Source organism: Pseudomonas sp. S3E12 (assembly GCF_001702295.1).
Classification (GTDB): Bacteria; Pseudomonadota; Gammaproteobacteria; order Pseudomonadales; family Pseudomonadaceae; genus Aquipseudomonas; species Aquipseudomonas marginalis.
Window position 1 is genome coordinate 597,961 of sequence record NZ_MBDT01000032.1, and the last position, 23,385, is coordinate 621,345.

Sequence of the window (23,385 nt, forward strand, 5' to 3'; positions counted from 1 at the left end):
CCATGCAAGACATTGAATATACTGAAGAACAGGTAATGATCCGTGACATGGCGCGCGACTTCGCCCGTGGCGAAATCGCCCCCTATGCCCAAGCCTGGGAAAAAGCCGGCTGGATCGACGACGCCCTGGTGGCGAAGATGGGCGAACTGGGCCTGTTGGGCATGGTAGTGCCGGAAGAATGGGGCGGCACCTATGTCGACTACGTGGCGTATGCCCTGGCCGTGGAAGAGATCTCGGCCGGCGATGGCGCCACCGGCGCACTGATGAGTATCCATAATTCAGTCGGTTGCGGGCCAATCCTCAACTACGGTACCGATGCCCAGAAACACACCTGGCTGGCCGACCTCGCCAGTGGCCAGGCGATTGGCTGCTTCTGCCTGACCGAACCCCAGGCCGGCTCCGAGGCCCACAACCTGCGTACGCGCGCCGAACTGCGCGATGGCCAGTGGGTCATCAATGGCGCCAAGCAATTCGTCAGCAACGGCAAGCGCGCCAAGCTGGCGATTGTATTTGCCGTGACCGACCCGGACCTGGGCAAGAAAGGCATTTCCGCGTTCCTGGTACCCACCGATACCCCAGGGTTTGTGGTCGACCGTACCGAACACAAGATGGGTATTCGAGCCTCGGACACCTGCGCGGTGACCCTCAACCACTGCAGCGTGCCCGAGGCCAACCTGCTCGGCGAGCGCGGCAAAGGCCTGGCTATCGCCCTGTCCAACCTCGAAGGCGGCCGCATCGGCATTGCCGCCCAAGCCCTGGGCATCGCCCGTGCGGCCTTCGAGGCGGCGCTGACCTATGCCCGCGACCGGGTGCAATTCGACAAGGCGATCATCGAACACCAAAGCGTGGCCAACCTGCTGGCGGACATGCAAACCCGCCTGAACGCTGCCCGTTTACTGATCCTGCACGCGGCGCGCCTGCGCAGCGCCGGCAAGCCGTGCCTCTCGGAAGCGTCCCAGGCCAAGCTGTTTGCCTCGGAAATGGCCGAGAAAGTCTGCTCCAGTGCGATGCAGATCCATGGCGGCTACGGATACCTGGAGGATTACCCGGTAGAACGTTACTACCGGGATGCGCGGATCACGCAGATTTACGAAGGGACCAGCGAGATACAGCGGATGGTGATTGCCCGGGAACTCAAAAACTACCAGCTGTAAGAGCTGCAAGTCTTAAGCTGCAAGCTTCAAGTAAAAGCGCATTGGCGATTACTTGCAGCTTGCAGCTTGAAGCTATACAGCTGGCAACGGCTACTTATCCTTGAACTCAGGCGTACGCTTGGCCACAAAGGCCGCCATGCCTTCCTTCTGGTCCTGCGTGGCGAACGCGGCATGGAACACCCGGCGCTCAAAGCGCACGCCTTCCGACAGGCTCACTTCAAACGCGCGGTTCACGCTTTCCTTGACCATCATGCTGATCGGCACCGATTTGCCGGCAATCAGCGTGGCGACTTTCAGCGCCTCGTCGAGCAGTTCATCGGCGGGCACGATGCGCGCGACGATCCCGCAGCGCTCGGCTTCCACCGCATCGATAAACCGCCCGGTCAGGCACATTTCCATGGCCTTGGCCTTGCCCACCGCGCGGGTCAGGCGCTGGGTGCCGCCCATGCCCGGCAGCACGCCGAGGTTGATTTCCGGCTGACCGAACTTGGCGCCGTCACCGGCCAGGATAAAGTCGCACATCAGCGCCAGCTCGCAGCCACCGCCCAGGGCGAAACCGTTGACCGCGGCGATGATCGGCTTGCGGCGGTTGGCCACGCGGTCGCTGTCGCTGAACAGGTCGTCGAGGTAGATCTGCGGGTAGGTCAGCTCGGCCATTTCCTTGATGTCGGCGCCGGCGGCGAAGGCTTTTTTCGAGCCGGTCAGTACGATGCAGCCGATTTCCGGGTTGGCTTCCAGGCCATCCAGCGCCTGGTTCAACTCACTGACCAACTGCGCATTCAGGGCATTCAGGGCTTGCGGGCGGTTGAGGGTAATCAGCCCGACGCGGCCTTGGACTTCGAGCAAAATGGTTTCGTAACTCATGTATCGGCTCCTTAGAGATTGCGTGAGATGACCATGCGTTGAATATCGCTGGTGCCTTCGTAAATCTGGCAGACCCGCACATCGCGGTAGATCCGCTCCACGGGGAAGTCGCTCAGGTAACCGTAACCGCCGAGGGTTTGCAAGGCGGCGGAACAGACTTTTTCGGCCATTTCCGAGGCGAACAGCTTGGCCATGGAAGCTTCCACCAACGCAGGCTTGCCGCTGTCCCGCAGGGCGGCGGCGTAGTGCACCATCTGCCGCGCCACGGCGATTTGCGTGGCCATGTCCGCCAGGCGAAAGGCCACGGCCTGATGCTCAATGATCGGCTTGCCGAAGCTTTCACGCTCGCGGGCGTAGTCGCGTGCAGCCTCGAAAGCGGCGCGGGCCATGCCTACCGATTGCGAGGCGATGCCGACGCGACCGCCTTCAAGGTTGGCCAGGGCGATCTTGTAACCCTCGCCCTCCTCCCCAAGACGGTTGGCCACCGGCACCTTCACATCCTCGAACAGGATCTGGCAGGTATCGGAGGCATGCTGGCCAAGCTTGTCCTCGACCCGCGCCACGCTGTAGCCCGGCGAATCGGTGGGCACGATAAACGCGCTGATCCCACGCTTGCCCGCTGCGGGGTCGGTCACCGCGAACACAATCACCACCCCGGCATTCTGGCCGGAAGTGATGAACTGTTTGCAGCCATTGAGCACGTAATGATCGCCTTCACGGCGTGCACGGGTTTTCAGGCCACTGGCATCCGAACCGGCTTGCGGCTCAGTCAGGGCGAAAGCACCGAGCATGGCGCCGCTGGCCAGGGGCTTGAGGAATTGCTCTTTCTGCTGATCGTTGCCGAAGCTCAGGATCGGCACGCAGCCCACCGAGTTGTGCACGCTCATGATGGTGGAGCAGGCGCCATCACCGGCGGCGATTTCTTCCAGGGCCATGGCGTAGGCCAGGTAACCCGTGTCGCACCCGCCCCACTGTTCCGGCACCAGCATGCCGAAAAAGCCCAGTTCGGCCATTTCGCCGATGGCCTCCTTGGGAAAACGATGTTCGCGGTCCCACTCGGCGGCAAACGGTTTGAGCCGCTCCTGGGCAAATTGCCGGGCGGCGTCGCTGATTTGCAGTTGTTCGTCATTGGGCAGCATTGGGCTCAGTCCTTAATACAGGCATTCGACGGCCATGGCCGTGGCTTCACCGCCGCCGATACAAATGGCGGCGACACCCCGCTTGAGGCCTTTCTGGCGCAGGGCCGAGAGCAGGGTGACCAGGATCCGCGCGCCGGACGCGCCAATCGGGTGGCCCAGGGCACAGGCACCACCGTGGACGTTGACCTTGGCGTGGGGGATTTCCAGCTTGCTCATGGTCACCAGGCTGACCACGGCAAAGGCTTCGTTGATTTCGAACAGATCGACGTTGTCGAGGCTCCAGCCGGTCTTGCTCATCAGCTTGCGAATCGCGCCCACCGGCGCCACCGGAAACAGCCCCGGTTCATCGGCAAACGCCGCATGCCCGTGGATCACCGCCAGCGGCTTGAGCCCACGCTTTTGCGCCTCGGACTCACGCATCAGCAGCAATGCGGCCGCGCCGTCGGAAATCGAGCTGGAATTGGCCGCCGTCACCGTGCCGCCTTCGCGGAACGCCGGTTTGAGGCCGGGGATTTTTTCCGGCCTGGCCTTGGGCGGTTGTTCGTCATGCAGGATGGTTTTCTGCTCTTTGCCGACGGTGACCTGTACCGGGACAATTTCGGCGGCGAAGCTGCCATGGGTGATTGCCTCCTGTGCACGGGTCAGCGACGCGATGGCAAACGCATCCTGCGCCTCACGGCTGAAGCCGTTGAGCTGCGCGCACTCTTCGGCAAAGGTGCCCATCAGGCGGCCCTTTTCATATGCATCTTCCAGGCCGTCAAGGAACATGTGATCGATGACGCGGCCATGGCCCATGCGATAGCCGCTGCGGGCGCGGTCCAGCAGGTAGGGCGCGTTGGACATGCTTTCCATGCCGCCGGCGATCACCACGTCGACGCTGCCGGCCAGCAGCGAATCATGGGCGAGGATCGCCGCTTCCATGCCCGAGCCGCACATCTTGTTGAGGGTGGTGCAACGCGTGGACTTATCCAACCCGGCGCCCAAGGCGGCTTGACGCGCAGGCGCCTGGCCCAGGCCGGCGGGCAGCACGCACCCAAACAACACCTCATCCACGGCGTCGGCGGCGATGCCGGCACGCTCGACCGCCGCACGGATAGCCGCAGAGCCCAGTTGCGGTGCGGTGAGACCCTTGAGGTCGCCCTGGAACCCGCCCATGGGGGTGCGCACGGCGCTGACAATCACGATGGGATCATTCATGGCTCATCCTCCTTACTTGGCCGCCATGCGCAAGGCGCCGTCGAGACGGATCACCTCGCCGTTGAGCATGCTGTTTTCAATGATGTGCCGCACCAGCGCGGCGTATTCGGCAGGCTTGCCCAGGCGTGGCGGAAACGGCACGCCGGCGGCCAGGGAGTCGCGTACTTCCGGGGTCATGCCGGCCATCATCGGGGTTTCGAAAATGCCCGGGGCGATGGTCATCACGCGAATGCCGAAGCGCGCCAGCTCCCGTGCGGCGGGCAAGGTCAGGCTGGCTATCGCGCCTTTGGACGCCGCATAAGCGGCCTGGCCGATCTGCCCGTCGAATGCAGCCACCGAAGCGGTGTTGATGATCACCCCGCGCTCGCCGTCGGCGTTCGCTTCAGTTTCGGCGATGGCGGCTGCCGCCAGGCGCAGCAGGTTAAAGCTGCCGATCAGGTTGACGTTGATCACCTGGGCAAAGCTGGCCAGCCCGTGGGGGCCAGTCTTGCCGAGGATCTTTTCACCGCGCACCACCCCCGCGCAGTTCACCAAGCCATGCAAACCGCCAAACGCCGCGACGGTTGCCTGCACGGCGGCTTCGGCAGCCGCTTCCTGGCTGATATCCGCTACTGCGCTGCGGGCGCTGCCGCCGAGCTGCCTGGCCTTGGCCGCCACGGCGTCGGCATTCAAATCCACCAGCATGACCTTGGCGCCGGCCGCGACCAGCATATCTGCGGTGGCCGCACCGAGGCCGGACGCGCCGCCGCTGACCAGAAAAACCTTGTTCTCAATCTGCATTATTGTTTCCTTGAACGGTCGAGATCGTCGAAATAGTCGCTCTGCAACGCCACGGCAGCAATGGTCAAAGCCTTCAACATGGCTGACTGGTTTGGCCAATCATCGACCGCGCTGATCGGCCGGTCAGCCCAAGCGATTGGACGTGCGCCGTGCAAGCTCCTAACCTGAGGGCCTGCGCCACCGAAGAAGTCCTCCGCCCGATGATCGTACGTCCCAAACCGAACCTGCTGGGCATTCTGTTTTCCCTCAAGGGCTCGATTGCCAAGCGCATCGCCCTGCGCAGCCTGCTGGTCACGCTGCTGGCGTCGGTGATCGTGTTGGTGGAAACCCTGCACCCGGCCTATTTCTCCAAGGTCAACGCCACGCCCTTTACATTGCTCGGGCTGTCGCTGTCGATCTTCATGAGTTTTCGCAATAACGCCTGCTATGACCGCTGGTGGGAAGGCCGCAAGCAACTGGGGCAGATGATCATTGAGGTGCGCTCGCTGATTCGCGAGACCCAGGTGCTCACTGACCCGGCGGAGCGTGGGCGCCTGCTGCGGGGCGTGGGCGGCTTCGCCCACGGGCTGGTCGCGCGCTTGCGCCACGAAGACGAAGCCCGGGCGATCCAGCCCTGGGCCAGTGTGGAAGCGAGTCATCCCAACCTGCCTGACCGGGTGCTGCAACAGATTGGCGCGGGATTTTCCGCCTTGGCCGAGCAAGGCGCCCTCAGCGAATGGCGTTACACCCAGTTGGAACCCCGCCTGGTCAGCCTCAGCCAAGTACAGGCCGCGTGCGAGCGAATCAAAAGCACGCCGCTGCCCTTCCCTTATACCTTGCTGCTGCACCGCACCATTTACCTGTTCTGCATCCTCTTGCCGTTCGCCATGGCCGAACCCCTGGGCTGGCTGACGCCGGTGTTTACCGCCATTGTCAGCTACACCTTCTTCGGCCTCGATGAGATCGGCGACGACCTGGAAGACCCTTTCGGCTTTGACGAAAACGACCTGCCCTGCAATGCGATCCTGCGCACCCTGGAGCGTGAGCTGCTCGCCGCCCTCGGCGAAACCGACCTGCCGCCGGCCCTGGAACCGGTGGAATACGTGCTGACCTGACGCGGGTTTGACACCTGCCGTGGTCTGGCCGAAGCTTGCGGCTTTGCTTCTTCAGCTTTTCGGACGCCTGCATGTCAAAGTCACGCCGTTACTCCATCGTCGGCCTGTGCGCCCTGTTGTTGATTGTGCTGATCACCTGGTATTTCTCCCGCACCACCCAGGTGGCCGTGCCTGCGGCCATTGCCCACGGTTATTCGAAAGCCTTGAAGCAGGCACGTAACGGTGAGCCGGGCGCCGCGCGCGTGTTGTATCAGCAATTGGGCCGGCCGGACCTGTCCCCCGAACGCCGCGCCGCGCTGCATGCCGAATTGCCCAACTACCCCAGCCCCCAGGCCTTGAAGCTCGCCGACAAAGACCTCACCAGCGACGCCCCGCAGGTGCGCGAAGCGGCCATCCACAGCATTGTCGGCCTGGTGCCCAGCGGCCAGCGCACCCTGCTGCTGGGCCCGGTGCTCGACGATCCCGAACAAAGCGTACGCTTTGCCGCCGCCAATGCCCTGCTCGGCCTGTCGCCCGACACCTTGGGCCTGTACTTCGGGCCGTTGCAGCAGGTATTGGACGAGTTCGTGAAAAAGCTCAAGGCCCAGCCGGAAACGGCCGAAGGCTGGATTCAACTGGCGCGCCTGTACATTCACAGCGCCCTGCTGCCGGAAGCGCAAAACGCCCTGGAACAGGCCATGCGTTTGCAACCGGACAACCTGCAAGCGGTGGTCGCGCAGATCGAGTTGCTGGATAAACAGGGCAAGACCGATGAGTCCCGCCAACTGCTGGCCCGGCAACTGGCGGCGCACCCTGAGTCGGCCTACCTGCAACATGCCCTGGGTATGTGGCTGTTGCACCATGGCGAGCGCACCTATGCCCTGCTCGGCCTGTCCAAGGCCGTGGAGCTGGAACCGGACAATCAGGATTACCGCTACGACCTCGCCACGACCCTGCATGCCCAGCAGGAGTTGGAAGCGGCCCAGCGCCAGCTGGAGGAAATCGTCCAGCGTCACCCGGCCAATCGCAAGGCGCGGGTGCTGTTGGTCAACTATTGGAAAGAAAGCGGCCAATTGCAGAATGTGCAGGTGCTGCTCGCCCAGCTCGAACAGCAAAACCCTGACGATCCGGCACTGCAGCAAGGCCTGTAGGCACAATAATCGCGCATCAGTTTGAACCGCCACAAAGCGCTACGGTCAAGAGAACATGGCGCGTCCACCTGGATGCGCATCCTCTACTCGTATGTGACCTGAGGGCACTTCTTGTCTACATCCAAAGCGTTGTTAACCGAAAAAGCAGCCATCGGCATCGAAGGTCTCGACGACATTCTTGCCGGAGGGCTATCGCGCAGCCACCTGTTCCTGCTGGAAGGTGAACCTGGCACCGGTAAAACCACGGTCGCCCTGCACTTCCTGCAGGCCGGGGCGAAAGCGGGTGAGCGAACGCTCTACATCACACTGTCCGAAACCGAGCGTGAGTTGCGCCAGGGCGCCGAGTCCCACGGTTGGGACCTGGACGACAATATTCATATCTTCGAACTGACCCCGCCGGAGAGCCTGCTGGATGCCGAGCATCAGCAGAGCCTGTTGTACTCTTCGGACCTGGAGCTGGGCGAAGCAACCCGGCAGATCTTCGAAGTGGTGGAACGGGTCAAGCCGACCCGAGTGGTCATCGACAGCCTCTCGGAAATCCGCCTGCTCGCGCAAAGCTCGCTGCGCTATCGCCGCCAGATCCTGGCGATCAAGCATTACTTCGTGCGCTACGACGCCACCGTGCTGCTGCTCGACGACCTGACTACCGAATCCCTCGACAAAACCGTGCACAGCGTGGCCCACGGGGTGATTCGCCTGGAAGAGCTGACCCCCAACTACGGCGCCGAACGCCGTCGCGTGCGGGTGGTGAAATATCGCGGGCAGAAATATCGGGGTGGGTTTCACGACTTCACCATCATGCACGATGGCATCCACGTCTTTCCGCGCCTGGTCGCGGCGGAGCATCGTGGCGGTTACATACGCCAGACCTTGAGCAGTGGCATTCGCGAGCTGGATGCCCTGATGGGCGGCGGCGTCGAGACCGGCTCCAGCAGCCTGATTCTCGGCCCGGCCGGTACCGGCAAGTCGCTGATCTCGATGATTTTCGCCGCAGCGGCGGTAGGCCGTGGCGAAAAGGCCGCGCTGTTTATCTTCGATGAAGAACTGGGTTTGCTGTTCGAGCGCATGAACAATATGGGCATCGACCTCGCCGCCTTGCAGGCTACCGGCAACCTGCTGATCGAACAGGTGGACGCGGCCGAACTGTCCCCCGGCGAGTTTTCCCACCGCGTGCGTCGTTGCGTGGACGAGCGCGGGATCAAGACCGTGGTCATCGACAGTATCAATGGCTACCAGGCGGCAATGCCGGAAGAAAACGCGCTGATCCTGCATATGCATGAACTGCTGCTGTACCTCAACCGCCGTGGCGCGGCGACGTTCATGACCGTTGCGCAACATGGACTGGTGGGCGACATGCAGGCTCCTGTCGACATCACTTACCTGGCCGACACGGTGATTCTGCTGCGGTATTTCGAGGCGCTGGGCAAGGTGCGCCGCGCCATCTCGATTATCAAGAAACGCACCGGCGCCCACGAGTCGACTATCCGTGAATACCGTATCAGCAGCCGCGGCATGACCGTCGGGGAACCGTTGGACAATTTCCAGGGGGTTTTGCGCGGCATCCCGACCTACATGGGCGCCGGTTCGCCTTTGCTCAAGGATGAGGCCGTGTGACCACCCTTTCCCCTGTATCCGAACGCGCAATCGTCCTGGCGCCCATGGGCCGTGATGGTTCGTTGGCGCTGATGATGCTCAAGGAAGCCGGCTACACCGGCATGGTTGCCAGCAGCCTGCCCGCATTGTGCGAGGCCGTGGAGCAAGGCGCCGGGATGCTGATCATCGCAGCCGAAGCCTTGCGCGGCGCGGACCTGGAGCCCCTGCTGGAATACCTGCACCAGCAGCCCGCCTGGTCCGACTTGCCCATCGTGCTGATGACCCATCACGGCGGCAGCGAGCAGAACGGTTCATCCCACCTCAGCGGCCTGCTGGGCAACGTGACGTTCCTGGAGCGCCCCTTCCACCCCGTGACCTTGATCAGCCTGGTGAGCGCCGCCCTGCGCGGACGGCGTCGGCAATATGAAGCACGGGACAGGTTGATCGACCTGAGCGAGAGCGAACTGCGCCTGCAGCGCACCCTTGAGACGCTGGAGCAGCAAGTCGAAGAACGCACGGCGCAGTTGCGCAGCAATGAAGAAGCCTTGCGCCAATCCCAGAAGATGGAAGCCGTCGGCCAATTGACCGGCGGTATCGCCCATGACTTCAACAACATGCTCACCGGCATTATCGGCAGCCTGGAGCTGCTGCGAAGGCGTGTGTCCCGCGGCAAGCTGGACGATCTGGACAGCCTGATCGATCTCGGCGTGACTTCCGCCAACCGCGCCGCCGGCCTCACCCACCGCCTGCTGGCGTTCTCGCGGCGCCAATCGCTGGATTCCAAGCCGGTACAGATCAACCAGCTGGTGACGTCCATGGGCGAGCTGCTGCAACGCAGCCTCAACGAAAGCATCGCCTTGGACATGCGCCTGGACACTCAGTTGTGGACCGCCGAGGCCGACCCCAATCAACTGGAAAGTGCCCTGCTCAACCTGGCGCTCAACGCCCGGGATGCCATGCCGAGTGGGGGCCGCCTGGTTGTCGAAACCTGTAACCGCCACCTCGACAGCGTCTTCACCGCCGCCTACGGCACGCTCAAGCCCGGCGACTACGTGGAACTGAGCGTCAGCGACACCGGCTGCGGTATTCCGGAAAGCCTCATGGGCCGGGTATTCGACCCCTTCTTCACCACCAAGCCCATTGGCCAGGGCACCGGCCTGGGCTTGTCGATGATCTACGGTTTCGCGCGCCAGTCGCGCGGGCATGTGACACTCCACAGCGAGGTAGGCAAAGGCACCACGGTGAGCCTGTTCCTGCCGCGTTTCGTCGGCGAAATCACACCCGATGTGACCGTGGACCCTACTCTGCTGCCGATTGCCAACAGCGGGGAAACCGTGCTGATCGTCGAGGACGACCCGGCGGTGCGCGTGCTGGTCAGCCAGGTATTGAGTGAGCTGGGCTACGCTTTTGTCGAAGCGGGCGATGCCAATGGCGCACTGCCGATTATCGAATCCGCCCAGCGCATTGACCTGATGATCAGCGACGTCGGCTTGCCCGGCATGAATGGACGCCAACTGGCAGAGATAGGCCGGCAGGTTCGTCCGGACCTGAAGGTGCTGTTCATTACCGGATATGCCGAGCATGCGGCGGTGCGTGGGGGGTTCCTGGATCCGGGGATGCAGTTGATCACCAAGCCGTTTACGTTTGATTTGTTGACGGCGAAGGTGCGGGAGATGATTCGGGCGTAAATGGCCATTAGCCAAGCAGTGTCATTCAGGCTCGGGAAGAGCCTGATGCACCACCTGGCCCTTCAGGCCAACAACCGCTGTATATGCTCCTGCAAGGTATCCAGGTCAAACGGCTTGGCCAGGATCGGTGCATTGCGCGTGATCGGGCTGTTGCAGTCGAGAATTTCCTGCGGGTAGCCGCTGATAAAGATCACTTTCAATTCCGGGCGCAACTTGATGGCCGGCTCGGCGATCTGCACGCCGGAAATCCCACCGGGCAAACGGTAGTCAGTAACCATCAGGTCCAGGTGCGGCTTGGTGGCGAGGATTTCAAAGGCCTGCTCCCCATTGATCGCCTTCAATACCCGATAACCCAGGCCGGCCAGGTACTCACCCAGCACAAACATAATGGATTCGTCGTCCTCGACGATCAGTACGACATCTTGTGCATCTTCACTCATGGGAAGCCTTTGTCCGGTCAATTGCTGCAATTACGACCATGGGGTCACGTAGAGGTTGCGTCGGGGTGACGATTGATTTCATGCCGACGGTTCAAGGGGCAGGCACACCCGGAACAAGGCGCCCTCGCCTATCTGGCTCTCGACCTCGATGGTGCCGCCATGGGCGGCTACGATCTGTTCGGAAATAAACAACCCAAGGCCCAGTCCCGCGGCAACCTGGCTGGCTGACACCCGTTCGAACTGCTGGAAAATACGCTTCTGGTTCTCTTCACTGATGCCGATCCCGTGGTCACGCACTTCTACCCTGGCTTCCTCATGCTCGGTATACACGCGCACCTCCACCGGGCTCTTGGCCCCGTAGCGCAGGGCGTTGGTCAGCAGGTTGGTGACCACCTGTTCGATACGAAACTCATCCCAATTGCCCACCACCGGCCCCTCGGCCGCCAGGTGCATCGACGATTCGGCGGCAGCCACCTGCGGTGCGAAATTCTCCACCAGGTTGCTCACCAATTGCGCCAGGTCGAAGCGCCCCGGGCGTATCGACAACTTGCCGGTGCGGATACGCGAGACGTCGAGCATGTCTTCGATCAGGCGGATCAGGCTCTGGATCTGGCGCTCATCGCGGTCGACCATGGCGTGCATCTTGTCCAGGGTGAACGCGGCGGCGTTATCCCGGGCCAGGTGCATCTTGCGCAGCTGGGTTTCGAGGATCAGGCCGTTAAGGGGCGTACGCACCTCGTGGGCGACGATCGACATGAAGTCGTCGCGCATGCGCACTGCCTGCTCCAGCTCGGCCTGGGTCGCCTGCAGGCGCGTCAGCAACAGCTCCTGCTCGCGGCGGCTGCGCTCCAGGGCTTCGACTTGCTGCTTCATCGCCTTGCTCTGGCGGTACAGGTCGACAAACACATTGACCTTGCTCTTGACCGCGTGGATATCCAGCGGCTTGTGCAGGAAGTCCACGGCGCCACTTTCATAGCCCTTGAACGCATAGTTGAGTTCACGGCCGGCGGCGCTGACGAACACAATCGGGATGTTCTTGGTTTTCTCGGTGCCGCGCATCAGCTCGGCCAGTTCGAACCCGTTCATGCCGGGCATCTGCACATCGAGAATCGCCATGGCGAACTCGTGCTCCAGCAACAGGGACAAGGCTTCATCGGCGCTCAATGCCTTGAAGACCTGACGGTCCTCGCGCTTGATCAACGCTTCGAGGGCCAGCAGGTTTTCCGGCAGATCGTCGACGATCAGCAGTTTGGCCTGGACAGTACTTAACATGGGGAGGATTCCAGGGAAGCCAGCAATGCGGCAATGCGGCTCAGGGTCAGAATATGGTCAGGGGTGTGCAGGGCCAGGGCCGCCCGCGGCATCACGGCAATCCGTGCTTCGCTGGGGTCCTGGACCACGGTGGTGCCGCCCGAATGCTTGACATGGGCCAGCCCGTGGGCGCCGTCCTGGTTGGCCCCCGTCAACAAAATCGCCAGCAGGCCCTTGCCATAGGCATCGGCGGCGGAGGCGAACAGGTAGTCGATCGCCGGCCGGGAATGGTGTACCCGCTCTTCCTGGCTGAGGGACAGGCTGCGGTCTTGCTCGACCGAAAGGTGGTAACCGGGGCCGGCGAAATACAACGTGCCTGCCTGGATCGCTTCCTTGTCCTGCCCTTCCCGTACCGGAATCGACAGGCGTCGCGCAAAGACTTCCGCCAGTTGGCTGCGGCGCTCATCCGGCAGGTGCAATACGGCAATGATCGGCAGGCCGAAGGTGTCGGGCAGTTCGCTGAAAATACTCAGCAACGCCTCGACGCCGCCGGCGGAGGCGCCGACGACGATGGCTTCAATCCCGCGAATCGGGTTGGCGGCAACGTCGTTCATGATTTGCGGTAGATCCGTTCCTGCTTGACCAAGGGCTCGAATTGCTTGCTGTACCCCGAAAACTCCAGGGTTTCCTTGCTGCCGAGCACCAGGAAGCCGCGATGGCACAGCGACTCGTGAAACAGCCCAAACGCTCGATCCTGCAATTTTTTATTGAAGTAAATCAGTACGTTACGACATGAAATTAATTGAGTTTCTGAGAATACACTATCGGTCGCCAGGCTGTGGTCGGCAAACGTCACATTCTCACGCAGCGATTTGTCGAAGATCGCGTAATCGTAAGCCGCCGTGTAGTAGTCGGCAAATGAACGCTGCCCCCCGGCCTGCTGATAATTGGCGGTGTAGGCCCGCACGTTCTCCAGGGAGAAGATGCCTTGCTTGGCTTTATCCAGGGACGCGGGGTTGATATCGGTGGCATAGATGATCGTACGTTCCAGCAGCCCTTCCTCACGCAGCAGGATGGCCATGGAGTACACCTCCTCCCCTGTGCTGCAGCCGGCAATCCAGATCTTGATCGACGGGTAGGTCTTGAGCAGCGGCACCACTTCCTGGCGAATGGCCAGGAAGTGCGACGGGTCGCGAAACATCTCGCTCACCGGGATCGTCAGGAACTGCAGCAACTGCATGAACGCCGCCGGGTCGTGCAGCACCCGCTCCTGCAGCGCTGAAATCGTGGCGCAGTCGAACTGGCGCAAGGCATGGGCCACGCGGCGTTTGACCGACGCACCGGAGTAGTCGCGAAAGTCGTAGCTGTACTTGAGGTAAATCGCCTCGATCAACAGGCGCAGCTCAATATCGCTGCTCTTCTCCAAAAAACGTTGCTCCACTTAAATGCGTTCCATCTTCGGTAGCCACACGCGAATCAGCGAGAACAGGCGATCCAGGTCGATCGGCTTGGCCAGGTAGTCGTTGGAACCCGCCGCGAGGCAGCGCTCCTGGTCGTCTTTCATGGCCTTGGCCGTCACCGCGATGATCGGCAGCTTCTTCCAGCGCGGGTCCTGGCGGATCAAGGCGGTGGCCTCGTAGCCGTCCATCTCCGGCATCATCACGTCCATCAGCACCAGGTCGATATCGTCGACTTCATTGAGTCTCTCGATGGCTTCGCGGCCGTTACGTCCGATCACCACCACGGCACCTTTGTGTTCCAGGGCGCTGGTCAGGGCGAAGATGTTACGCACATCGTCGTCCACCAACAGGATCTTGCGCCCCTCGAAGACCTTGTCGCGGCTGCGGGCGGTCTTGAGCATCTTCTGGCGGTCATGGGACAGCTGGGATTCGACTTTGTGCAGAAAGAGTGTGACTTCGTCGAGCAGGCGCTCTGGCGAACGGGCGCCCTTGATGATGATCGAGCGCGAATACTTGCGCAGTTCGGCCTCTTCATCGCGGGTCAGGTTGCGCCCGGTGTAGACGATTACCGGCGGGAACGAGCAGATATCTTCGGTGGCCATGCGCTTGAGCAACTCGTTGCCCAGCATGTCCGGCAGCTTGAGGTCGATGATCATGCAGTCATAGACGTTGGTGCGCAGCAGCTCCAGGGCGGCCTGGGCGTAGCCGACATCGGTGATCTCGATGTCATCGTCGCCGATCAGGCGGGCAATGCTGTCGCGCTGCAGGTCATCGTCCTCCACCAGCAGCACGCGTTTGACCTTCTGGGTCAGCTTGGCCTCAAGGCGTGCAAACACGTCCTTGAGCTCTTCGCGCGTCGTCGGTTTTACCGCATAGCCGATGGCGCCCATATGCATGGCAGCTTCGACACGGTCTTCCACGGAAATCACGTGCACCGGGATATGGCGCGTGTTGGCGTGCTCCTTGAGGCGTTGCAGCACGGTGAGCCCGGAATGGTCCGGCAGGCGCATGTCCAGCAGGATCGCATCGGGAATGTACTCCTCGGCCAGGCTGTAGCCCTCGTCCGCGCCGTGGGCCACCAGGCACTGGTAACCCAACTCATGGGCCAGGTCGAACAGGATGCGGGCGAAGTTCGGTTCGTCCTCCACCACCAGGATGCAGCGGGTGGTGAACGGCGCCTTGTCGCGGTCATCGGCGAAGCGCGGGATCTGCTTGGTGTCGGCCACCGGCAGCGGCGAAATTGCGACGGGCGTGGGTGCGGGCGCGGTAATCACCTGGCGCGGTTGCTCGATCGGTGCGGCATCTTCCTCGCGTTCGACATACTGCTCCGGCAGCACCAGGGTAAAGGTGCTGCCTTTGCCGGGCTCACTGGTCACGCTGATATAGCCGCCAAGCAACGCGGCCAGGTCGCGGGAAATCGACAGGCCCAGGCCCGTGCCGCCGTAACGGCGGTTGGTGGTGCCATCGGCCTGGCGGAACGCCTCGAAGATGCTTTCCTGCTGGTCCGGGGCAATCCCGATGCCCGAATCGCGCACGGTAAAGGCGATGCCTTCCCCCGGCGCGCGGGAGACCGACAGGCTGACCTCGCCTTGCTCGGTGAACTTGATCGCGTTGGAGAGCAGGTTCTTGAGGATCTGCTCCAGGCGCTGGCGGTCGGTGAACAGCATGATCGGTGCATCGGCGTGCACCTGTACCTGGAAGCCCAGCTTACGGTCGGCGGCCAACGGTTCGAACATTCCGCGCAGGCCATCGACCAGGCGCGTGACGCTTGAGTTTTCCGGGCGCACTTCCAACTTGCCGGCTTCCACCTTGGAAATATCCAGGATGTCGTTGATCAGGTTGAGCAGGTCATTGCCCGCCGAATAGATCGACTCGGCAAACTTGACCTGTTCGGCGCTGAGGTTTTCCTGGGGGTTTTCCGCCAGCAACTTGGCCAGGATCAACGAACTGTTCAGCGGCGTGCGCAGTTCGTGGGACATGTTGGCGAGGAACTCGGACTTGTACTTGCTGGAGCGCTGCAATTCATCGGCGCGATCTTCCAGCTCCAGCTGGGCCTGGTTGAGTTCGACGTTCTTGCGGTCCATGGCGTCGCGCTGTTCGGCCAGGGTCTGGGTCTGTTCGGCGAGTTGCTCGTTGGTCTGCTCCAGCTCGGCCTGCTGGGTTTCCAGGTGAGCCTGGGACTCCTTGAGAATGCGCGACTGTTCTTCGAGTTCTTCGTTGGCGGTCTTGAGTTCTTCCTGCTGTACCTGCAGTTCTTCGTTGAGCTGCTGGGTTTCGGCCAGCACTTCCTGCAGGCGTTGGCGATAACGGGCGGCTTCGATGGAGGTGCCGATATTGCCGGCGATCAGCTCCAGCAGTTCGACGTCGCGCTCCTCCAGCGGGCGCAAAAAGCCCAGTTCGATCACACCGTTGACGCGGTTGTCATCGCTGGTGGGAACCACCAGCACGCTGCGGGTCGAGCCTTCCCCCAGGCCGGAGCTGACCTTGAAGTAGTCCACCGGCACGTCGTCCAGGCGAATCAGGCGATCGAGCTGGGCGGCCTGCCCGACGATGCCCTCATCGCTGTAGATCGACTGCTCCAGCTGTTCCTGCTCGCGGGAGAAGCCATAGGTGGCCACACGCTTGAGGCCGCCGTGCTCTTCGCGCACATACAGCGCCGCCACCGCCGAGCCCATGTATTGGGCAAAGAACTGCAGGATATTGCGCCCGAGCATGTTCAAGGTCAGTTGGCCGAGCACCTGTTCGGCCAGTTCGGTCTGGCCGTTACGCAGCCACGCCTGCCGCTCCAGGCGTTGTGCGATCTTCTGTTGTGACGCGAGGTTTGCGCTGTAACTAACTGACAGGGCGATTAAATTTTTTCTACCGATATAGGCCAGGATCCCGCTCAGGCCGAGAACGAACAACAGATAGAGGGTGACGCTGATCACCGTGGTGCGCGTGACTTGTTCATTGCGAGTGATCCGGAACTGCTGCTCCATCGCCACCGCGTCTTCGTATTCCTTGCGAATTTCGTCGGTCAGGCGCTTGCCCCGGCCGGACTTGACGGCGTTGCGATAGTCACCGCTTTCGCGCTGCAGGTCGATCATCGACTGGGCGTATTTGTTCCATTCGGCTTGCAGGGCTTCCAGGCGTTTCAGGCGGTCCACCTGTTGCGGGTTGTCCGCCACCAGCTCCTGCAGGTTACGCAGGTCGGCAATGATGCGCGGCTTGGCCACTTCGTACGGGTCGAGGAAGTGCTCGTCCCCGGTGATCAGGAAACCACGCATGCCGGTTTCAAGATCGACGGTCAGCTTGGACGACTCGTTGAGGTTGTTGATGACCCGGTCCGTGTGTTCCACCCACTGGATCACCGAGAGCAAATAGGTGATCAGACAGACGAAAAACACCGCGCTGAGCACGCCCACCCCCAGGGGCAATGCCACGTTTCGGCTGAGCAGTGTACGAAAGCTCTTTTCATCGACGGACGACGCGGGAGTCATGGGCATGCCTTGGCCAAATAGGGAAAAACCGGGAGTTTGCCCCAAAGTGCCGGTAGAGGGCTACGTTTCTGACGCGGATTAAGGTTTAAACACATGAACACCTCAAACTTGCCACCGCTGATGCCCGACATTTATGGAACCAATGCCGGAGGAACACCTGGGTGCGTCCCCGACACTCAACAGAGGTCTGAGTCGGGTCCAGGGAGGACCAACAACCAAAGGTAATGAAGATGGCATCCTCAATGAGCCTCCAGCCACGGCCCCAGGTTATAGATCACTCCATTGCATCGACGCCTGCTCAGTCGCAGGCCACCCCTGGTAACACCCTGTCCATACACAGCGACCCAACTTCCACACCTGCACGACGCTCCTCGTATGAGTCGCTGCCTCTTTCACCACAAGCACGCGCACAGGCAAACGCACAGAACTGGAAAAACCTCGCGCACCAGCTCACCGAGGTGACGAAGAGCCTGGAAGAGGACGCGACTCCAGCAGCCGTGTTGTCACATTTGAAAACCACTCAAACAGTCATTGATCCACACTCGACCTTTCACGCGTCCGGCGCGCCGGGCAGCGACTCCACTGTCAACCTGGAAAGCTTTATCAAGCACCATGATTTACCTATCCCTGAAACCCGAGCCGACCTGGTTCACTTGGCTGATGCCGCGAACGCCCGCGCCCTGGAACCGCCGCTGGGTGATCTCGGTGGGGGCTTATCCTGGCCCCTTCCCCTGACCCTGGAACAACGGCACAAGATACGGGTCATCGTCGAGTCCAGCATCCTGCGCGGCAATATCCGGACCGAGCCCGCCTTACTCCGGGCGGAGCTGGCCAAAGGGGCGCTGGGTGCGCTTATCAAGGCCAGCGCTCTTTCGGAGGTCGAACTGCAAGACCCGGCCAGGGCGCTGGACACCCTGCTCAAGTCCCCGATGGCCCAGACAATAGGGCAAGGGATCCAGGACGGGCTGAATGGTATCGCCACGCCAGCCAGTATCAGCGATTACGTGTTGGCCGCCCTTCACATCGGTCTCGATCGTGAGTCCGTCGTGTTGCCTGCGAGAAATTCAATCGCCGGCTTTGACTTGGGCCATCAAAACTATTGGGGCCTGCCACCGTCAGCCATCGTCCAGGGGCTCAGTAAACATCTGGTGACTAAAGGCAGGGCCACGACGGCCACAGCTAAGCTGGCCACCCACCTGTTGCTGTCACGCACAGCGCCCCAGTTCCTGGTCAAGGACATTCCCGACACACTGGTGAACGGCAGCCAGGCCTGGGTGAGTTTCTGCCTTGCGGTGGCCAAGGTCGAAGCGAGTGCGCCGGGGACCGCATCGCAGATGAGCTACGGCCAGGTCATGAGTGCCGCACAAGCCTTGAATGGTCCTGCGGAACACGCCATCACGCCGTTGTTACTGGATTGGGGAGTGTCCAATGGTCTGGTCGAAAAGAAGGACGATGCCCTCTACACCCCTGAGGAAGTGGACAGCATCCGGACCGCGTTCAATGAGCAGTTAAGCGCCAGAATCAAGGCCTCCCAATTAATCACTGCCGAGATTCCAAGTAGAAAAGCCATCGCCCTGGAAAAACTCAAGGAGCATTTTGGTGAGCGCACGGACTTTGAGTCGAAAAGTCTCTCAACTGTCACCGATGACAAAGCCAAGCAACTGGATGGCAAGCACTCGATGCTGGACATGGCCATGATGGGCATCAACGTCAACTGGAAAACCGACGACCCTGACCTTCCGATCGATCTGATCAATCAGCAACCCCGGCTCAACGTCAATGGGATATTTCTAGAGCAATACGAATCGGCGATCAAATCACTCGAAGAAGGCATTCAGACCCAGGTAAAACACATGATTTCCGAGCTGCCACTGGAAGATCGGAAAAACCTGGAGTTCGGTAAAATCGAATTATTTCAATACAATCAATACAAGATTGGCAGGGGTTTCATAAACCCGGCCACCTCCCAATCCAGGCTCAATGAATTGCTGGTAAGAACCGAAAGGCAGGTTGACGGAGAAACCCAGGTCAATGTTTATGAGATCGATGTCCGGAACAAACGCATCGTCAAGCGACAGAGTGAGGCAGCCATCACGCGGGGTGGATGGCGCGACGCGAATATATCGACCGAAGTAGAAAAGTTCGACCCTGAGCACAAGGACCGGCTCGAGCGAGAACAGCCGCCGGAGAACCCTTCTCGTCCCCCATCGAGTTTCACCTCTACCCGAACACACGACCTGGCAGGCGCTTTTTTTGAGCACCTTGGTATCAGGAACCAATGGCAGCAAGCCAGGGGAAGCACGACACTCGATCAGCAGAAAGAAAGTGATGAGCGACTCAAGCAGTTTTCTCTCAACTTGATTCCCTTGAGATCGGCCATTGTCAACTTTCGTGACGGTGACTATGAAGCCGGGCTTTTCGACCTCGGCCTGGATGCTCTCGGGCTGCTGACCATGGGTTACGGTGCTGCCGCAAAGCTCGCCAAGGTGGCTGCATCCTCGGCGTCCGCTGCCGTAAAGGCATTGCAGGCGGGTCGCATCATCGGCAGTAGCCTTATCAGCTCGCTCAACCCGTTGAGCGGAGTGAGGGGCGCGGCGACGGGAGCCGCCAAGCTCGCCACGCGCGGCGCAAGATTTCTCGGCGATTCCGGGCAGGTACTGATCAACAAGGTGCGTGGCGCATCCGGAAGCTATGACCTGTTGAAGGCCGCAAACAAGGAATACGGCACCGCAACCATCGGATCGTTCAAGGCTGCCGAGGGTAATATCGACGGGATCGCCGTACACCGGGACGGGAACTGGTATGCGTACGACGCGGTCAAGCAGCAACCCTTTGGCGCCCCCTTGCAAGACTTCACCCCCATTAATGGCAGGGTGACAACTATCAACGATGCTACCCCTCTGAACGGGTCTCATCATGAGGGGTTCAAGCAAAACCTGGAACGGGCGCAACAGCCGCAGAATCGTTCCGACTTTAATCGCGGCTACGACCATGGGGAAGTGACAAAACTTCGTAATTACCATTCCAATATCAGCGGCAGGGGTCTCATCGAGCTGATTTCCGACCCAAGCCTGACAGCGGAGGAGATTGGCATACTCGCCAAGCAAATAAAATTAAAGGCAATTGAGGAAGCCAAGTACGCCTCTCAACTGCTTAATGCCGACGTCAAGGCTCCGGGTGTGCAGTTGACTCCTGCCTCACAGCATCACTACCTCGCCCATGTCGACCCCGCGTCACGCGGCGAATGCGCCGCAATGGCAAATACGATGGCCATGGCTATCGAGCAAGGAAAGGAGGATCTATTCCTGACGAATCTTTACCGCGCAGCGGCCTCTCCGCTCACGCAGCAATCGCAAAAATTCATCAAGACGCTGAGGTCTTTCCAGGACGTCGCTGGTCATAAGATAAGTTATCACTTAGATCAACCCTTCAAGAAATTGAATGTCGCGCAGATCATTGAGGATCTCACCAACTCCCCTACATCGAAGACACTCAGAATCGGTGAAAAAGACCATGGATTAATTGCCGGCATCAGGGTCAAGGATGGGACTACGGATTGGTTTTTCTACGACCCAAACGCGGGATTGGTAAAGTTTCAAACATTGCAATCCATGCAAGAGGGATTGGATAAAGTGTTAAGTAGCGGATTGACTGCCCCAACACGAAATCCCTATGGCACAAAACGCGGGACGATCGAGTACAACGTCAGTGAGTTCCATTCTCGCGACGTGGTTTACGACAAGGTTGACGACTTGGCCGTAGCGCATCTGGTCTTTACGCCGCTATGAAGTACGGTTTCGGGCATTGAGTCCGCTGAGCCTCCTCGCCTCGTTTGAAGGCGTGAGGCTCAGGTGCGCGGCCAACACTGATGGGCCCCGTGCTCAACCAGACAAAAAATGCCCCTGCTTCTCTTTCCCAAACGGGACATTCTGGCCCGTTGCCGTCACAATACTCGCCTGCTGTGGGAACTTGCCGAGATTGACGCGACTCATTAGAGAATGGTCTTTCAACCGCTAAAGACCTGCACCTCCATTTTTTCGGGAACCCTCATTATGTCTTCAGCCCCCTCCACCCTCCTTGTCGTCGAAGACGATGCCATCGTGCGCATGTTGATCGTTGATGTGCTCGAAGAGTTGGAGTTCCTGGTGCTTGAAGCTGCAGACGCTGAAGAAGCCTTGAAGATTGTCGAAAATGCCGCGCAGCACCTCGACCTGATGATGACCGACGTCGGCCTGCCGGATATGGACGGTAAGCAATTGGCAGCCAAGGTGCGTGAAGTGCGGCCCACCCTGCCGATCCTGTTTGCCAGCGGCTATGCCGAGAACATCGATGTACCCGCCGGCATGCAGGTGATCGCCAAGCCGTTCTCCATCGATCAATTGCGCGACAAAGTCAAATCGATGCTGCCTTCCGCCTGACCCCCCTCTTTTACACAGTGCCGCCCATCGAGGCGGCTATTTGTGCGTCTTTACCCACAGGTTCAAGCCGCCGTACGGATCGGCATTGACGAGTTCGCATAATTCGCAGGGATTAACGTGACGTTCGGGAAATAAAACAGGAAACTCATCGCCTTTATTCCCCGTCAGTCAAACGCACTTTGGAAGGACGCGACAACATGATTGGAAAACCGACGCGCCTGCTGTTGGCGAGCCTCTCGATACTCATGAGTACCGGCGCCTGGGCCGATTTCACCGCCACCCCCAGCGAAGCCCGGGCCATCGCCAAGGAAGCCTACCTGTATGGCTACCCAGTGGTGGAGATGTACAAGACGCTCTACACCCAGGCCGTCGACAAGGGCGGCGCCAACTTCAAGGCGCCGTTCAACCATATCGGCAATACAGCTCAGGTGTTCACCCCCAAGGACACCGCGGTCGTCACCCCGAACCTGGACACGCCCTACTCCTTCGTCTGGCTGGACCTGCGCAGCGAGCCTCAGGTCCTGACACTGCCCAGGATCGAAGACAACCGTTATTGCTCGGTGCAGTTGATCGATCTCTACACACAGAACATCGCCTACCTGGGCACCCGCAGCACCGGCAACAACGGCGGCCACTACATGATCGCCGGCCCTGACTGGAAAGGTCAGCAACCGGTCAACGTGGACCGTGTGGTGTACAGCGAAAGCAACATCGCCTACGCCCTCTACCGTACGCAGTTGTTCGACGAGAAGGACCTGAACAAGGTCAAGCAGATCCAGAACGGCTACAAAGTGCAGCCACTGAGCAGCTACGTGAAGCAAGCCGCGCCGGCCAAGGCTCCGAAAGTGGAGTGGCCCAAGCCCATGGCGACCATGACCGAAGGCCCGCAACTGTTTCGCTACCTGAACTTCATGCTGGCCTTCGCCGCGCCCCAGGACAGCGAGAAAGACCTGCTGGCGCGTTTCGCCAAGATCGGTATCGCCCCAGGCGCGCCCTTCAAGGTCAAGGCGTTGACCGCTGAACAGCGCAAGGCCCTGGAAGACGGTATCTCCGATGCCCGCGCCGAGTTTGCCGCGTTCAAAAAGGACAAGATCGACACCCATCAGGTCTCCAGTGCCGATTTGTACGGCAGCCGCGACCACCTGAACAACAACTACCTGTACCGCTACGCCGGTGCGGACATGGGGATTTTCGGTAACTCCGGCGATGAGGTCGCGTACCTGAACTACGTCATCGACAGCGAGGGCAAGCCTGCCAACGGCGCACGCCACAGCTACACCGTGCATTTCGCCAAGGACCAGTTGCCACCGGCCGATGCGTTCTGGTCGCTGACCATGTACGACGCCAAGACCAAGCAACTGGTGCCCAACCACAAGAAACGCTACCTGATCAACTCGCACATGCTGTCCGGCCTCAAGCGCGACGCCGATGGCGGCCTGACCCTGGCCCTGCAGCACCACGAGCCGCCAAAAGCCGAGCAGAGCAACTGGTTGCCTGCCCCTCCCGGGCCCTTCTACGCAACCCTGCGGATTTACCTGCCCACGCCTGAGGTGGGTAACGGCCAGTGGAAACTGCCGCCGTTGACGCCGCTCAAGTGACGACGCGTGCCCGGTCGCGACCGCGTCAGGCCAGGCCATTTCTGCTGTAAGCGCCAACCCGTGCTACCGCTGGTTTATCAACCCGTAAAACGGGTAACGT

Annotated in this window: 17 protein-coding genes; 8 read left to right on the plus strand and 9 right to left on the minus strand. The window is 60.7% G+C overall.

Going from position 1 to position 23,385, the window contains the following annotated elements; all coding sequences use genetic code 11:
- The first annotated feature begins 2 nt into the window (after positions 1-2).
- On the plus strand, positions 3-1,154 hold the full coding sequence (locus tag BB029_RS26980; RefSeq protein WP_065941529.1) for an acyl-CoA dehydrogenase family protein: 1,152 nt from the start codon (positions 3-5) through the stop codon (positions 1,152-1,154).
- A 90-nt stretch (positions 1,155-1,244) separates the two neighbouring features.
- Here the strand turns inward: BB029_RS26980 and BB029_RS26985 are convergent, their stop codons facing one another.
- Genes BB029_RS26985 through BB029_RS27000 form a run of 4 tightly spaced genes read right to left on the minus strand, consistent with a single transcriptional unit; the run spans position 1,245 to position 5,134 of the window.
- The gene (locus tag BB029_RS26985) at positions 1,245-2,018 is read right to left on the minus strand and encodes an enoyl-CoA hydratase (RefSeq protein WP_065941530.1); all 774 of its coding nucleotides are present in this window, start codon (positions 2,016-2,018) and stop codon (positions 1,245-1,247) included.
- Between the two features lie 11 nt (positions 2,019-2,029).
- Entirely contained in the window at positions 2,030-3,157 is a 1,128-nt protein-coding gene (locus BB029_RS26990; protein WP_065941531.1) for an acyl-CoA dehydrogenase, read from the minus strand.
- Between the two features lie 12 nt (positions 3,158-3,169).
- The gene (locus BB029_RS26995) at positions 3,170-4,354 is read right to left on the minus strand and encodes an acetyl-CoA C-acyltransferase (protein ID WP_027605870.1); all 1,185 of its coding nucleotides are present in this window, start codon (positions 4,352-4,354) and stop codon (positions 3,170-3,172) included.
- A 12-nt stretch (positions 4,355-4,366) separates the two neighbouring features.
- Positions 4,367-5,134 (minus strand): SDR family NAD(P)-dependent oxidoreductase, encoded by a 768-nt coding sequence (locus BB029_RS27000; RefSeq protein WP_065941532.1) that lies wholly within the window; start codon positions 5,132-5,134, stop codon positions 4,367-4,369.
- Positions 5,135-5,334: 200 nt separating this feature from the next.
- Between BB029_RS27000 and BB029_RS27005 the strand changes: the two genes are divergently transcribed.
- From BB029_RS27005 to BB029_RS27020, 4 genes are all read left to right on the plus strand, one after another.
- Positions 5,335-6,228 (plus strand): bestrophin family protein, encoded by an 894-nt coding sequence (locus BB029_RS27005; RefSeq protein ID WP_065941533.1) that lies wholly within the window; start codon positions 5,335-5,337, stop codon positions 6,226-6,228.
- Between the two features lie 71 nt (positions 6,229-6,299).
- Complete coding sequence (locus tag BB029_RS27010; RefSeq protein ID WP_065941534.1) at positions 6,300-7,358, plus strand: tetratricopeptide repeat protein; 1,059 nt, start codon at positions 6,300-6,302, stop codon at positions 7,356-7,358.
- Between the two features lie 111 nt (positions 7,359-7,469).
- Positions 7,470-8,972, plus strand: coding sequence for an ATPase domain-containing protein (locus tag BB029_RS27015; RefSeq protein WP_065941535.1), 1,503 nt, complete (start codon positions 7,470-7,472; stop codon positions 8,970-8,972).
- Positions 8,969-10,639, plus strand: coding sequence for a response regulator (locus BB029_RS27020; protein WP_065941536.1), 1,671 nt, complete (start codon positions 8,969-8,971; stop codon positions 10,637-10,639). The genes BB029_RS27015 and BB029_RS27020 overlap by 4 nt, the downstream gene beginning before the upstream one ends.
- 62 nt (positions 10,640-10,701) lie before the next feature.
- Here the strand turns inward: BB029_RS27020 and BB029_RS27025 are convergent, their stop codons facing one another.
- From BB029_RS27025 to BB029_RS27045, 5 genes are all read right to left on the minus strand, one after another.
- Positions 10,702-11,079 carry a response regulator gene (locus tag BB029_RS27025; protein ID WP_027605876.1) on the minus strand — a complete coding sequence of 126 codons (378 nt, stop codon included), beginning with the start codon at positions 11,077-11,079 and terminating at the stop codon, positions 10,702-10,704.
- Between the two features lie 78 nt (positions 11,080-11,157).
- The gene (locus tag BB029_RS27030; protein ID WP_065941537.1) at positions 11,158-12,351 is read right to left on the minus strand and encodes a hybrid sensor histidine kinase/response regulator; all 1,194 of its coding nucleotides are present in this window, start codon (positions 12,349-12,351) and stop codon (positions 11,158-11,160) included.
- Positions 12,345-12,944, minus strand: coding sequence for a chemotaxis protein CheB (locus BB029_RS27035; protein WP_065941538.1), 600 nt, complete (start codon positions 12,942-12,944; stop codon positions 12,345-12,347). Before BB029_RS27035 ends, BB029_RS27030 begins: the two co-directional genes overlap by 7 nt.
- Entirely contained in the window at positions 12,941-13,771 is an 831-nt protein-coding gene (locus tag BB029_RS27040; protein WP_174557012.1) for a protein-glutamate O-methyltransferase CheR, read from the minus strand. The genes BB029_RS27035 and BB029_RS27040 overlap by 4 nt, the downstream gene beginning before the upstream one ends.
- Entirely contained in the window at positions 13,772-17,269 is a 3,498-nt protein-coding gene (locus BB029_RS27045) for a response regulator (RefSeq protein WP_065941539.1), read from the minus strand.
- Between the two features lie 458 nt (positions 17,270-17,727).
- On the opposite strand from BB029_RS27045, the gene BB029_RS27050 reads away from it, so the two are divergent.
- The 3 genes from BB029_RS27050 to BB029_RS27060 all read left to right on the plus strand — a co-directional run bounded on the left by BB029_RS27050 (position 17,728) and on the right by BB029_RS27060 (position 23,285).
- Positions 17,728-21,057, plus strand: coding sequence for a hypothetical protein (locus tag BB029_RS27050; RefSeq protein ID WP_065941540.1), 3,330 nt, complete (start codon positions 17,728-17,730; stop codon positions 21,055-21,057).
- A gap of 264 nt (positions 21,058-21,321) precedes the next feature.
- The gene (locus BB029_RS27055; RefSeq protein ID WP_065941541.1) at positions 21,322-21,687 is read left to right on the plus strand and encodes a response regulator; all 366 of its coding nucleotides are present in this window, start codon (positions 21,322-21,324) and stop codon (positions 21,685-21,687) included.
- Between the two features lie 197 nt (positions 21,688-21,884).
- Complete coding sequence (locus tag BB029_RS27060; RefSeq protein WP_065941542.1) at positions 21,885-23,285, plus strand: DUF1254 domain-containing protein; 1,401 nt, start codon at positions 21,885-21,887, stop codon at positions 23,283-23,285.
- The last annotated feature ends 100 nt before the right edge of the window (positions 23,286-23,385 follow it).

What these genes read in the sequence shown, in the direction of transcription:
- BB029_RS26980 (WP_065941529.1), top strand. Translation starts at nt 3, where the DNA reads ATGCAAGACATTGAATATACTGAAGAACAGGTAATGATCCGTGACATG.
- BB029_RS26985 (WP_065941530.1), bottom strand. Translation starts at nt 2,018, where the DNA reads ATGAGTTACGAAACCATTTTGCTCGAAGTCCAAGGCCGCGTCGGGCTG.
- BB029_RS26990 (WP_065941531.1), bottom strand. Translation starts at nt 3,157, where the DNA reads ATGCTGCCCAATGACGAACAACTGCAAATCAGCGACGCCGCCCGGCAA.
- BB029_RS26995 (WP_027605870.1), bottom strand. Translation starts at nt 4,354, where the DNA reads ATGAATGATCCCATCGTGATTGTCAGCGCCGTGCGCACCCCCATGGGC.
- BB029_RS27000 (WP_065941532.1), bottom strand. Translation starts at nt 5,134, where the DNA reads ATGCAGATTGAGAACAAGGTTTTTCTGGTCAGCGGCGGCGCGTCCGGC.
- BB029_RS27005 (WP_065941533.1), top strand. Translation starts at nt 5,335, where the DNA reads ATGATCGTACGTCCCAAACCGAACCTGCTGGGCATTCTGTTTTCCCTC.
- BB029_RS27010 (WP_065941534.1), top strand. Translation starts at nt 6,300, where the DNA reads ATGTCAAAGTCACGCCGTTACTCCATCGTCGGCCTGTGCGCCCTGTTG.
- BB029_RS27025 (WP_027605876.1), bottom strand. Translation starts at nt 11,079, where the DNA reads ATGAGTGAAGATGCACAAGATGTCGTACTGATCGTCGAGGACGACGAA.
- BB029_RS27030 (WP_065941537.1), bottom strand. Translation starts at nt 12,351, where the DNA reads ATGTTAAGTACTGTCCAGGCCAAACTGCTGATCGTCGACGATCTGCCG.
- BB029_RS27035 (WP_065941538.1), bottom strand. Translation starts at nt 12,944, where the DNA reads ATGAACGACGTTGCCGCCAACCCGATTCGCGGGATTGAAGCCATCGTC.
- BB029_RS27045 (WP_065941539.1), bottom strand. Translation starts at nt 17,269, where the DNA reads ATGACTCCCGCGTCGTCCGTCGATGAAAAGAGCTTTCGTACACTGCTC.
- BB029_RS27055 (WP_065941541.1), top strand. Translation starts at nt 21,322, where the DNA reads ATGTCTTCAGCCCCCTCCACCCTCCTTGTCGTCGAAGACGATGCCATC.
- BB029_RS27060 (WP_065941542.1), top strand. Translation starts at nt 21,885, where the DNA reads ATGATTGGAAAACCGACGCGCCTGCTGTTGGCGAGCCTCTCGATACTC.